The 12,240-nt window shown below is 72.8% G+C and carries 12 protein-coding genes and 1 pseudogene; 6 read left to right on the forward strand and 7 right to left on the reverse strand.

Going from position 1 to position 12,240, the window contains the following annotated elements; genetic code table 11:
* Nucleotides 1-35: 35 nt before the first annotated feature.
* Nucleotides 36-1,457: a lipase maturation factor family protein gene (locus KUM32_RS32925; protein ID WP_217145602.1), complete on the reverse strand. Its 1,422-nt coding sequence runs from the start codon at nt 1,455-1,457 to the stop codon at nt 36-38.
* A 128-nt stretch (nt 1,458-1,585) separates the two neighbouring features.
* Here KUM32_RS32925 and KUM32_RS32930 point away from each other — a divergent pair, with 128 nt between their 5' ends.
* The gene (locus KUM32_RS32930) at nt 1,586-3,676 is read left to right on the forward strand and encodes a SpoIIE family protein phosphatase (RefSeq protein WP_217145603.1); all 2,091 of its coding nucleotides are present in this window, start codon (nt 1,586-1,588) and stop codon (nt 3,674-3,676) included.
* Between the two features lie 41 nt (nt 3,677-3,717).
* Nucleotides 3,718-4,581 (forward strand): Fpg/Nei family DNA glycosylase, encoded by an 864-nt coding sequence (locus KUM32_RS32935; protein WP_217145604.1) that lies wholly within the window; start codon nt 3,718-3,720, stop codon nt 4,579-4,581.
* 139 nt (nt 4,582-4,720) lie between these two features.
* On the opposite strand, the gene KUM32_RS32940 is transcribed toward KUM32_RS32935, so the two are convergent.
* Together KUM32_RS32940 and KUM32_RS32945 are read right to left on the reverse strand one after the other, a co-directional pair.
* Nucleotides 4,721-5,236, reverse strand: coding sequence for a hypothetical protein (locus KUM32_RS32940; protein WP_217145605.1), 516 nt, complete (start codon nt 5,234-5,236; stop codon nt 4,721-4,723).
* Nucleotides 5,237-5,376: 140 nt separating this feature from the next.
* Nucleotides 5,377-5,931 (reverse strand): sigma-70 family RNA polymerase sigma factor, encoded by a 555-nt coding sequence (locus KUM32_RS32945; protein ID WP_217145606.1) that lies wholly within the window; start codon nt 5,929-5,931, stop codon nt 5,377-5,379.
* 241 nt (nt 5,932-6,172) lie between these two features.
* On the opposite strand from KUM32_RS32945, the pseudogene KUM32_RS32950 reads away from it, so the two are divergent.
* A pseudogene (locus KUM32_RS32950) lies at nt 6,173-6,301 on the forward strand (CapA family protein); the annotation flags it as partial.
* Nucleotides 6,302-6,344: 43 nt separating this feature from the next.
* Here KUM32_RS32950 and KUM32_RS32955 read toward each other — a convergent pair.
* Entirely contained in the window at nt 6,345-6,818 is a 474-nt protein-coding gene (locus KUM32_RS32955) for a MarR family winged helix-turn-helix transcriptional regulator (RefSeq protein WP_217145607.1), read from the reverse strand.
* 58 nt (nt 6,819-6,876) lie between these two features.
* On the opposite strand from KUM32_RS32955, the gene KUM32_RS32960 reads away from it, so the two are divergent.
* On the forward strand, nt 6,877-7,692 hold the full coding sequence (locus KUM32_RS32960) for an alpha/beta fold hydrolase (protein ID WP_217145608.1): 816 nt from the start codon (nt 6,877-6,879) through the stop codon (nt 7,690-7,692).
* Here the strand turns inward: KUM32_RS32960 and KUM32_RS32965 are convergent.
* Entirely contained in the window at nt 7,689-9,101 is a 1,413-nt protein-coding gene (locus KUM32_RS32965) for an amino acid permease (RefSeq protein ID WP_217145609.1), read from the reverse strand. The two genes, KUM32_RS32960 and KUM32_RS32965, sit on opposite strands and share 4 nt — an antisense overlap.
* A gap of 102 nt (nt 9,102-9,203) precedes the next feature.
* A complete protein-coding gene (locus tag KUM32_RS32970) occupies nt 9,204-9,665 on the reverse strand; it encodes a universal stress protein (protein ID WP_217145610.1) in 462 nt (153 codons plus the stop codon).
* Between the two features lie 110 nt (nt 9,666-9,775).
* Between KUM32_RS32970 and KUM32_RS32975 the strand changes: the two genes are divergently transcribed.
* Nucleotides 9,776-10,606 (forward strand): polysaccharide deacetylase family protein, encoded by an 831-nt coding sequence (locus KUM32_RS32975; protein ID WP_217145611.1) that lies wholly within the window; start codon nt 9,776-9,778, stop codon nt 10,604-10,606.
* Between the two features lie 30 nt (nt 10,607-10,636).
* Here KUM32_RS32975 and KUM32_RS32980 read toward each other — a convergent pair whose 3' ends face one another.
* Complete coding sequence (locus KUM32_RS32980; RefSeq protein WP_217145612.1) at nt 10,637-11,299, reverse strand: class F sortase; 663 nt, start codon at nt 11,297-11,299, stop codon at nt 10,637-10,639.
* A gap of 331 nt (nt 11,300-11,630) precedes the next feature.
* On the opposite strand from KUM32_RS32980, the gene KUM32_RS32985 reads away from it, so the two are divergent.
* Nucleotides 11,631-12,131 (forward strand): hypothetical protein, encoded by a 501-nt coding sequence (locus KUM32_RS32985; RefSeq protein WP_217145613.1) that lies wholly within the window; start codon nt 11,631-11,633, stop codon nt 12,129-12,131.
* Nucleotides 12,132-12,240: the final 109 nt, after the last annotated feature.

Here is a 12,240-nt window from a genome sequence, read left to right on the forward strand (position 1 = left end):
CCGTCCGGGCGGGCGTGCCGGTCCCACGCCCGTGTCTACGACGTCCGCGGCGCCCCGGCCAGCCGGGTCGGCGGCAGGTACTCCCGCACGTACGTCCGCTCCCAGCACGCGCCGGTCTCCCGCAGCTCGCGCCACGTCGTGTACCGGTACCGGAACAGCCGGGCGCGGACGAAGCGCGGCGGCGCGTCGGGCGGGAACGGGGAGCGGCGCAGCAGCCGCAGCGTGGCGCGGTCGTTCTCCAGCAGCCGTTCCACCAGGGTGCCGAACCACGGCGCGGCGTACGCCGGCGACAGGGCGGCGAACCACATCAGCCAGTCCAGCCGCAGGTGGTACGGCGCGAACTGGCGGGGCCAGCGGCGCGGGTCGCCGGGCTTGCCCTTGAACTCGTACTCGAGCCACCGGGAGTCCTCACGGGCCACCTCGTCGGCGGTGCCCTCGATCACCACCTCGTAGCGGATCCGGCTGACGCTTCCGAAGGCGCCGTAGGTGTTGACCAGGTGCAGCGGGTCGAAGGAGCGGTTCATCACCTGGCGGCGGGAGATCATGTTGCGGACCGGCCCATGGCTGAGGAACACCAGCAGTGCCGCCGCCGCGAGGACCACGACCTCGTACCAGAGCGGCGCGGCGGACACGGACGGCGGATCGGCCGGGAACCGCACCGCCGACAGGGCCAGCACGATGGTGATCCAGTTCAGCCAGGAGAAGTTGCCCGACAGCACCAGCCACAGCTGGGTGACGATCATCAGCGCGGCGGCGGCCGTCGCGACGGGCTGCGGCGTGAACAGCAGGAAGGGCACCACGAGCTGGGTGACGTGGTTCGCGGCCACCTCCACGCGGTGCAGCGGCCGGGGCAGACGGTGGAAGAACCAGCTCAGCGGCCCCGGCATCGGCTGGGTCTCGTGGTGGTGGTCCAGGCAGGTCAGCTTCCGCCAGCACTCGTCGCCCCGCATCTTGATCAGTCCCGCCCCGAACTCGACCCGGAACAGCAGCCAGCGCAGCAGGAACAGCACGACGACCGGCGGGGCCACCTCGTCGTTGCCGAGGAACACGGCGACGAAGCCGGTCTCCAGCAGCAGCGACTCCCAGCCGAAGGAGTACCAGGTCTGCCCCACGTTGACGACCGACAGGTACAGCGCCCACGGCACCAGCCACAGCAGCATGCCCGCCCACAGCGGCAGCAGCGAGTCCAGGCCGGCCGCCAGCGCCGCCGACACCGCGCACCCCGCCCAGGCCACGGCCGCGAAGAGGCGGTCGGAGTAGCGCAGCTGGAACAGGCTCGGCGCCCGTCGGAACGGCACCCGCGCCACGAAGCGGGGCACCGGCGTCAGGCCGCGCTCGCCGATCAGCGCGCGGAACTGCAGGGCCGCCGTCAGGAACGCGACCAGGTACACGACGGCCAGGGCACGCTGGAAGACCAGCCGGCTCAGCCAGTAGTCGGGTGCGGTGAACCACTCCACTGCCGCGCTCCTCTCGTGCGATCACGCTCTGTGTACCCCGGCCGGCCCGAGCTCTCCCGGGCCCCCGGGGAGCCCGGCTGGTGGACCAGGAGTCGAAGAATCGGGCAAATCCTGGCAAGGTGGGGCTCATGGTTGATCGGGGAGCGAGTGCCCTGTCACTCCCGGACGACTGGCCCGCCCACCCGGACCCGATCCTGGCGCTCAACCGCATGGGCAGCTTCGACTGGGACCTGGACACGGGACTGCTCCACATGGACGCCCAGGCCCACGAGGTGTTCGACCTGCGCCCGGAGGAGTACGACGGGCGCCCCGAGTCGCTGTCGGCGCGCGTCCCCACGGCGGAGGTCCGCCGGATGGACGCCATCGTCGCCCAGGCCATGAAGGACGGCAGCGAGAACTACGGCACCTACTTCCGCCTGCGCCGCCGGGACGGCACCCTGCGCTGGACCCGCACCCAGGGGTACATCCGCCGGGACGAGACCGGCCGCCCCCGCCGGATCATCGGCATCGTCCACGACGCCACCCAGGAGGTCGGCGACATCGAGGCCGGTCCCGCGCGGGAAGCCCGGGACGAGGCCCGCAGCCGGCTCACCAACGTCGTCCAGCTCGCCACGGCGGCTCTCGCGCACGCCCGGACCGTGGACGACGTCATCGAGGTCCTGCGGGACACCCACGGCCTCACCCGCCTGGGCGCCACCAGCCTTGTCATGGGCCTGGTCGAGGCCGGCCGCATCCGGCTGGTCGCCGACGGCCCCGATGACGGCTCCGCCCCCGGCCGCCGTGTCTCCCGGATCGACGAGCCGTACCCGATGAGCGAGGCCGTACGGACGCTCAGTCCCCGCTTCATCGAGTCGCCGGAGGACTTCGCGGAGCGCTACCCGCTGCTGTGGAAGGACATCACCCACCTGAACATCACCGCGGCCGCCTACCTGCCGCTGATCGCCCAGGCCCGGCCGATCGGCGCGATCGGGCTGCTCTACAGCGACCGGCGCGGCTTCTCCCCGGAGGACCGCAACGTCCTCGTCGCGCTCGGCAGCGGCATCGCGCAGAGCCTGCAGCGGGCCATGCTCTACGAACAGGAGATGGACCTCGCCCAGGGCCTGCAGCAGGCCATGCTGCCGCGCACCATCCCCAGCGTGCCCGGCTGCGACGTCGCCGTGCGTTACCGCGCGGCCACCCTCGGGGGCACCTTCGGCCGCGACATCGGCGGCGACTGGTACGACCTGATCCCGCTGCCCGGCGGGCGGGTCGGCGCCGTCATCGGCGACGTCCAGGGACACGACACGCACGCCGCCGCCGTCATGGGCCAGCTGCGCATCGTGCTGCGCGCCTACGCCGCCGAGGGCCACCCCCCGGCCACCGTGATGGCGCGGGCCTCCGTCTTCCTCCACGAACTCGACACCGACCGCTTCGCGACCTGCCTGTACGCGGAGGCCGACCTGGCCACCGGAGTGGTCCAGGTGGTCCGCGCCGGACACATCGACCCCCTGCTGCGGTACGGCGACGGCACCTGCCGGCGGGTCCCCGTCGAGGGCGGGCTGCCGCTCGGCCTGTCCGCCGAGTTCGGACGCCTCGTCTACCCGGTCGCCACCGTCGAGCTGGACCCCGGCAACACCCTGCTGCTGTGCACCGACGGCCTGGTCGAGCAGCCCGGCGTCGACCTCGACGAGGGCATGCGGCTCCTCACCGCGCTGGTCGCCTCGGGCCCGCGGGACGTACGCGACCTCGCCGACCGGCTCATCGACGTCGCCGAGGAGCGCGGCGGCGACGACGACGTGGCGCTGCTCCTGCTGCGCCGCCATCGGCTGGACGCTCCCCGGACCTTCGGCCGGATCCGGCAGCACGTGTCCCCGGGCGATCCCGAGGCGCTGGCCGAGGCCCGGCACATGATCCGTGCCGCGGTCCGGTCCTGGGGCGCCAAGGGCCAGAGCGACGAGATCGAACTGGTCGCCGACGAACTGATCACCAACGCCCTCATGCACACCGAGGGCTCCGCGATCGTCACCCTGCGCCTTCTCACCGGCACCGACCGGCGGCTGCGGGTCGAGGTCGAGGACCACTCCAGCGCCCTGCCGCGCCGCCGGGACGCCGGGGAATCCGGTGTCTCCGGACGGGGGCTGCTCCTGGTCGACTCGCTCGCCGACGACTGGGGCGTGGAGGCGCGGGGCGGTGGCAAGTGCGTGTGGTCCGAGTTCCTGGTCTCCCGCCGCACGGGCTGACCCCCACTGGCACCGCCGGCCCCCGGTGGCACTCTTGACGTATGCCCGAACTTCCCGAGGTCGAGGCGCTCAGGGACTTCCTGACCGAGCACCTCGCCGGCCGCGAGATCGTCCGCGTGCTTCCCGTGGCGATCAGCGTCCTGAAGACGTACGACCCTCCGCTCACCGCGCTGGAGGGCCACCAGGTGGCCGCCGTGCACCGCCACGGCAAGTTCCTCGACGTCGAGACCGCCGGCGGCCCGCACCTGGTGACCCACCTGGCGCGCGCCGGCTGGCTGCACTGGAGGGACAGCCTCCCCAGCGGCCTCCCCCGCCCCGGCAAGGGCCCGCTCGCCCTGCGCGTCGCCCTGGAGACCGGCGCGGGGTTCGACCTGACGGAGGCGGGCACGCAGAAGCGGCTCGCGGTGTACGTCGTGGCGGACCCGCGGGAGGTGCCGGGCGTGGCCCGCCTGGGCCCCGACCCGCTCGCCGACGACTTCGACGAGGCGCGGCTCGCCGGCCTCCTCGAAGGAGAGCGGCGGCAGCTCAAGGGCGCCCTGCGCGACCAGGGCCTGATCGCGGGGGTGGGGAACGCCTACAGCGACGAGATCCTGCACGCGGCGAGGATGTCCCCCTTCAAACTGGCCGCGTCGCTCACCGACGAGGAGACCGCACGCCTGTACGCGGCCCTGCGGACCACGCTCACCGAGGCGGTCGAACGCTCCCGGGGCCTCGCGGCCGGCCGGCTGAAGGCCGAGAAGAAGGGCGGGCTGCGTGTCCACGGACGCACCGGCGAGCCCTGTCCGGTGTGCGGCGACACCGTCCGCGAGGTCTCCTTCAGCGACTCCTCGCTCCAGTACTGCCCCACCTGCCAGACCGGCGGCAAGCCGCTGGCGGACCGGAGGCTGTCCCGGCTGCTCAAGTAGCGGGCGTCGCACGGTCAGCGGGCGGCGTCACCAGGTGCTCCTCCTGCGCGGTCCGCACCTCGCAGCGGGCGACCGGTTCGGGACGCGGGCCGCGCCGGGGTGCACGGCCACCGTCGCGGGACCCGCCGGCCGCCGGGCGCTAGAAGAGGTGAATGGCGAGGTGGCCGAGGGGCAGCCCCAGCTGCCAGGCGGGCGTCCACACCTTGGGTCCCTCGTCCTCCGCGGTCACCGGCGCCCCGCCGGGCACCGCGTTCAGGTCCGGGGCGAGCAGCTCGGTCTCCCGCAGCCAGCGCCAGGCGGCCCGGGCCAGGTCCAGGTCCGGTGCGTCCCGGCCGGCGGCGGCCGCGTCGGCCGTGAGCTCGGCCAGGCGTTCGCGCACCCACTCCTGCCACGGCTGGTCGTAGGCCGTGAGCGACAGCCACGTCTCCAGCCGGGTGACGACCCGGACGCCGCCGAGCTCGTCGTCGGTGTCGGACAGGAAGACGGTCAGCGCAAGGGCGTCGCGACCGGCGCGGAACTCGAAGGACGTCGGCGGCATCAGGTCGCCGGTCCGCAGCAGTTCGTCGGCGATGTACTCGGCGTACAACCACGCCATGGGTACGGCCAGTTCGCCCCCACCGGTGCCGTCCGTGCCCTCTTGGCCTCTGTGCTGCATCCCTTCCTGCCTTCCTCCGGTCCTGCGCGTCGCCCGACCCGGGTCAAGGGTCCCCGTCCGGAACACGGATGAGGACAGCCGATTACCCAACCGGGGTCCACGGCAAGGCGCTTTACGGAGGCTTGACCATGGGGCCGGTTTCACCGCAGGTCGGCGGTGTATCCCGGTAGCACCCTGCGCAGGGCGCGCAGCGCGTAGTACGCGCGGGACTTCACGGTACCGGGTGGGATGCCCAGGGCCGCCGCGGCTTCCGCCACACTCGCCCCCTGGAAGTACACGAGCACCAGGACTTCACGGTGCTTCGGAGTGAGTGTCTTCACAGCCTCGCGGACATCGAGGGCCGCGGCCGCCCGTTCGGCGTGGTCGGCGCAGACCCGTGCGTTCTCCAGCACGGCGTCACCGACCTCCGCGGGCCGCGCCTGCCGGGCCCGGCGCGCGTCGATCGCCAGGCGCCGGGCGACGGTGAGCAGCCAGGGGCGTACGGAGTCGAAGTCGTCGGCGCGCAGCGCCTCGGGGTGCTGCCAGGCGCGGACCAGGGTCTCCTGCACGAGGTCCTCGGCGCGCTGCCGGTCGCCGTCGCTCAGCCGCAGCAGCAGCGCGAAGAGCGGCCGGCCGTGCTCGCGTTGCAGTGCGGCGAGCTCGTGCTCGGCGGTCGTCCCGTGCGTCCTGTCCGTCAGAGTGGTTCCGGCCGTCATGGCCGTATGGCATCGCAGGGCGCCGTCCGGGGACAGGGCGCGCGCACGGGTGTGCGGCGGACGGTCGATCGCGTCGACGAACGGTTCGACGAACGGTCGGCGCACCCGGTCCGCCCGCGCCGGACGGGCTAATGAGCGTGTCGGAGCCACCCGTGACGACGAGAGCCTCCTTATCTATTCGTAGGTAAATGCGACTTTCATGCGCCTTCACTGGTGCGCGCGACCTCAGCGGAGTGAACGGATGATCACACGCAGTCGGCAGGTGGCCCTGGTCCTGACCGCCCTCCTCGCCGCCGGAGCGGCCTGTCAGGCCCGTCAGCAGGAGCCGCCGCGGCCCCCGGATCCGGCCCCGTCCGCCGCGGACACCGGCGAGGTGGTGAACCTCGGCCGGGCGCTGGTGCCGGGGGAGTAGGTCACGCGACGTCCACGTGGTCGAGGGCGTCCAGCATGCTCCCGAGCACCCGCAGGCACGTGGTGACGTCGGCGTCCGTGAGGTCCCCGCCGACCTCCCGCAGCAGCAGGTGCTCCCGGTCCAGGACGGCCGTGATCGCGGCCCGGCCCTCCTCCGTGAGCCGGATCAGCGACGACCGCCGGTGCGCGGGGTTGGGGACGCTCTCCACCAGGCCCCGGGCCGCGGCGTCGTTGACCATGCGCTGCACGAACTGGCGGCTGATCGCCTGGGCCCGGCCCATCTGCGGCACGGTCATCGGACCGTTGCGGTGCAGCAGGGTCAGTACGGCGCGGACGCCCACGGACAGGCCGTGGGCGGCCAGGCCCTGCTCGACGCTGCGCTGGGCGCGCCTGTAGAGGGGGCCGATCGCGTCGTACACCTCGGTGAGGCGGCGGGCGAGCATGTCCGGGGGAAGAGGTTCGTCGATGTCGTTCACCTCGCCATCATGACACCCAGGTTGCCAAACATGGGGTCAGGATGACACCTTGGTTGTCATGACTGCTGCTTCCGATCTGCGCTTCTTCGCCTCCGCCGACGGCGACCTCGCCTACCGCGACGCCGGTGCCGGGGACCTGGTCGTCCTGCTGCACCCCGGGTTCACCGACCACCGGGTCTTCGACGACCAGATACCGGCCCTGGCCGACGGGTGCCGCGTGATCGCCCCCGACGTGCGCGGCCACGGCGCCTCGGCCAACGCGACCCGGCCCTTCCGCTGGGCCGACGACCTCGCCGCCCTGCTGCGCCACCTCGACGCCGGGCCCGCGGTGCTCGTCGGTGTGTCCATGGGCGGGGCCATCGCCACCGACACGGTGCTGGAGTACCCGGAGTTGGTCCGTGCTGTGGTGGCCTCCGGCGCGGCCACCAGCGAGTTCGAGTACACCGACCCGTGGGTGCGGCAGGTGCAGGCCGAGCAGGCCCGCGCACTGGGTGAGGGAGACATCGAGGGCTGGCTCGCCGCGTTCCTGCGCTTCGTTCCCGGGGAGGGCAGAAGCGCCGACGACATCGACCCGGCCCTCGCGCGCCGGCTGCGCGAGATGGCCCTCGGCACCCTCTCCAAGCACACCCCGGACGAGGAGAACCTGCACGTGCCGCTGACCGGCACCTGGGCCCGGGTCCCCGGGATCGGCGTCCCGGTCCTCACCGTCAACGGCGGCCTGGACGCGCCCGACCTGATCGCCGAGGCGGAACGGCTCGCCCGTACGGTCCCGGACGGGCGCTCCGTCACCGTCGAAGGCACCGCGCACTACCCGAACATGGAGAAGCCCGAGGTCTTCAACGAGATCCTCGCCGGCTTCCTCCGCACCCTCTAACGGCGTGCCAGCTCCGACCTGCGGTAGGAGTACCCGAAGTAGACCACCAGGCCGACCGCGAACCACACGGCGAAGCGGGCCCAGGTCTGCCACTGCAGGAACGTGATCAGCCAGAGCGAGAAGACGATCCCCAGCGCCGGCACGACCGGCATCCACGGGGTACGGAAGGTGCGCGGCAGGTCCGGCTGCCGGTAGCGCAGCACGATCACCGCCGCGCACACCACCACGAACGCCAGCAGGATGCCGATGTTGGTCAGCTCGGCCGCCTCGCCGATCGGCAGGAACCCCGCGATCACGGCCGAGGCGACCCCGACGATCCAGGTGACCCGGGTCGGCACCCGACGTGTCGGGTGCGTCTTGGCGAACCACTTGGGCAGCAGCCCGTCCCTGCTCATGCTGAACCACACACGGGTGACGCCCAGCATGAAGGTGAACATCACCGTGAGGATGCCGATGATGGCGCCCACCGCGATCACATCCGCCAGGCCGCCCAGGCCCACCGACTTGAACGCCGTCGAGAAGCCGCTCTCCTTGTCGATGTCCTTGTAGTTCTGCATGCCGGTCAGCACCAGGCAGGCGGCCACGTACAGCACCATCGAGATGACCAGCGAGTAGACGATCGCCTTCGGCATGTGCCGCTGGGAGTCCTTCGACTCCTCCGCCGCCGTCGACATGGCGTCGTAGCCGAAGACCGCGAAGAACACCGTCGCCGCGCCGGTGAACGCGCCGCTCACCCCGTACGGGAAGAACGGGTTGTAGTTCGACGTGTCGATGTGGAAGACGCCGACCGTGATCACCAGCAGCACCACCAGCACCTTCAGCACGACCACGACCATCTCGAAGCGGGCCGCGTTCTTGATGCCGAGGGTGAGCAGGTACGCGATGAACAGGCACAGCACCGCGGCGAACAGGTCGACCCGGTGACCGTCGCCGGTGCCCGGCGCGCCCAGCATCCAGTTCGGCAGGTCGGCGCCCATCTCGCCGATCAGGAAGCTGAAGTAGCCGGAGATGCCGATCGCGACCACCGCCACGATCGCCGTGTACTCCAGCAGCAGGTCCCAGCCGATGAACCAGCCCGCCAGCTCACCGAGGACCGCGTACCCGTAGGTGTACGCGGACCCCGCCTTCGGGATCAGCCCGGCGAACTCGGCGTACGACAGCGCCGCCGCCGCGCTCGCGACACCGGCGATGAGGAAGGAGACGAGCACGGCCGGGCCCGCCGTCCCGTTGGCGACCGTGCCGGCCAGCGTGAAGATGCCGGCTCCGATGATGCCGCCGACGCCGATCGCGGTCAGCTGCCACAGCCCCAGCGAGCGCTCCAGGCCCCCGCCCTCGGCGCTCTCCGTCTCCTCGATGTGCTCGATGGGTTTGCGGCGGAGAACGCCCTCACCCCAGCGGAACCCGGCCATGCGCCTCACCTCTTTGTGAACGGCAAACGGCTGACGGTGGATCATGATGACGCACACCCGTCCGCGACGGAAGCCACGACGCACGCACCGCTCCGACCGGTCCTACGGCACCACGGTCACGGGCCAGCGCCCCGCCTTCACCAGCCGCACCGCCACGGAGCCGACGAACCGGTGACCGGCCTGCTCCGAGGCCCCCACCACCACCGCGTCCGCCTTGAGCTGGTCGGCCGCCCGCACCAGGCCGCTGTACGGGTCGCCGCGGAACGTGTGGAACTCCCAGCGGATGTCGAATATCCCCTTCACCCGCTCGGTCGCCTCCCTGATGTGGGCCACCAGGTCCTCGGCGATCTCGTCGGTCGCCTCCGCCACCGGCGCCCCGAGCGCCGCACCCGCCGCCAGCACCGGCTGCACGTACACCACGGCGAGCAGCGCGCCCTGCCGCCGGGCCAGGCCGCCGGCGTAGGCCGCGGCCCGGAGCGAGGAGTCGGAGCCGTCCACACCGACGACGACGACCTTGGGGCCGTCCGTGCCCCGTTCGAACTGGTAGGAGTGCTGTTCCGTCACGCGGCGAGGCTATCGGAGCCGTTCCCGGTCTTGGGCCGGGCGGGTGGTTCCGTGCCGCCGCGCCGGTGTTGCTCAGGTGCGTCGGACCGTGGCCGGGCGACTGATGGGTCATGGAGAAGGATCAGTTGCTCACACGGCGTCGTGCTCTGCTCGCCGGTGCCGCGGCCGTGGGAGCGGCCGGCGCCGCCGGTGCGCTCGCGGTGGGCCTGGGGGACGGCCCCGCCCGGCCGGTCGCCCCCGCCCCGGGGCCCCCGGCACGCCGCCCGCTCAAGCCCTCCGCGTACCGCCTGCGGCCCCTCACCGGTTACGACACACCCGGTACCGCGCCCCGGCGGCCCCCGGTGCGCAGCGAGCCGATCCTGCGCATGTCCGGCCGGGGCCGCACCATGATGCTCACCTTCGACGACGGCCCCGATCCCCGCTACACCCCCGACATCCTGGACATCCTGGCGAAGTACGAGGTGCGCGCGACGTTCTTCGTGTGCGGGGAGATGGCGGACTACCACCGGGACCTGCTGTCCCGGATGGCCGACGAAGGACACGTGGTCGGCAACCACACCTGGTCGCACCCCCTGCTGACCACCCTCACCCGGCGCCGCATCAGGTCCGAGATGGAGCGCACGAGCGAGGTCGTCGAGGAGGCCTACGGCGAGCCGCCGCGCTGGTTCCGGGCGCCGTACGGAGCGTGGAACCGCGCCGCCTTCCAGCTCGGCGCGGAACTCGGCATGGAACCGCTCGCCTGGACCGTCGACACCCTCGACTGGACCACTCCCGGCACCGGCACCATCGTCGACCGGGTCGAGGACGGCGCCGCCCCCGGCGTCGTGGTGCTCTCCCACGACGCCGGGGGCGACCGCTCGCAGAGCGTCCGCGCCCTGCGCGTCTATCTGCCCGAGCTGCTGGACTCCGGCTACCACCTCACCGTCCCCCGGCGGCCGTAGCCCGGACACGCGCGCGCCGCCGTGGCACGCTCAGCGGACACCGGCCAGGCGGGCGAAGACGACGACGTTCCCCTCGTAGCCGTGCTGCCGGGAGTAGGCGCCGCCACAGGTGATGACCCGCAGTTCGGGGCCGCCCTTGGAGGCGTAGACCCGGTCGCCCGGGAAATCGTCCTTCGCGAACACCTCGACGCCGTAGACGTCGAACACCGCTGTCTTCCCGTCCTGGCGGTGTACTTCGACGTCGTCCCCCTTTTCCAGGGCCCCGAGTCCGTAGAAGACCGCGGGGCCCTGCCTGTTGTCGACATGGCCGACCACGACCGCGGTGCCCTTCTCGCCCGGGGACACCGCGCCGGTGAACCAGCCGGCCAGGTTCGGGTCCTCCGGCGGCGGCGCGCCGACCCAGCCGTCCGCGTCCAGACCGACCGGCGTGACCGGCGCGTCGACCCGGATGGCGGGGACGGTGACCCGGTCGGGCACCGCGTACGGCAGCGGCGCGTGGCCGGCGGCGCCGTCGCGGCCGGCCACGCGGCTGTCCGAGGCGGCGGCCGGCACCGGCTGGGGAGGGCCCGCGTCGAACTCCCCCGAACCGTTGCGCATGAGCGCGAGCCCGGTCAGCAGCACCAGCGCGATCACGCCCCAGGGAGCGCGCTTCCCGGGGCGCCCCTCCTCCTCGGCCACCTCGGACGCAACCATTCGCCATCCCCTCTCGGCCCGGCCGTCGCCGTGCCATCCGCGCCTACGAGAACGCTAAGGGCCGTGCTCGCGGGCGGCGACGGGACGGCGGCGAACGGGTGGCGCCCGAGCCCTGCCGTGAGCCATCCGGGACTTCCCCGGAAGGATGCTCCTGACGGCTCGTCACCTGCGGCGACGCCGTGCGGCGCGACGGCCGGCGCGGCAGGCCCCTCACCAGGACGGACCATCCCGAAATGCGGCTGGCGGCACGGTAACTGAGGGTCTATCAGGGAGACGCTTTCTCGCCGAACGACCGGGGACGGGTCCCGGGGCGTCTTCCGCGGAGGATCACATGCGTAACACTCGTGCCCTGGCGGCCGTCGGCGCCGCGGTCGCCGTCCTCGGGCTGGCCGCCCCCACGGCCACCGCCGGCGACGACCGGAACACCCCGAGCAACATCGTCGCCCTGCCCAGCGTGGTCGCCCGCGGCGGTCAGATGACCGTGACGGTCGACGGCTGCCCGCAGGGCGGAATGATGACCTCGGACGCGTTCGGGACGACCGCCCTGACCCCGGTGACGGGTGCCAACGCGACGTCCAGGGGCACCGCCGTCATCAGGCAGGACGCCCGGCCGGGGGCGTACGACATCACGGTCACGGTGAACTGCTCGGGCAGGCGGCTGACCCGTCCGGCGGCCTTCACCGTCATCGGTGGTGTCCGCGCCGGCGTCGGCGGCGGCAGCTCCAGCGGGGCCACGGTGGCCGACATGGCGATCGGCGCCGGGCTCGTCGCCGCGGCCGTCGCCGGCGGCGGCACGTTCTGGATGCGGCGCCGGGCGGAGCGGCGGTTCTGACCTGTTTCCGACGCCGCTCTCCCCGTCCCCCGCCCGTCGCTCCCTGTCCCCCGCCCGTCGCTCCCTGTCCCCCGCCCGCCGTTCCCCGCCTCCCGTCCTTCCGTCCTTC

It is taken from the genome of Streptomyces sp. AC627_RSS907 (assembly GCF_019049165.1).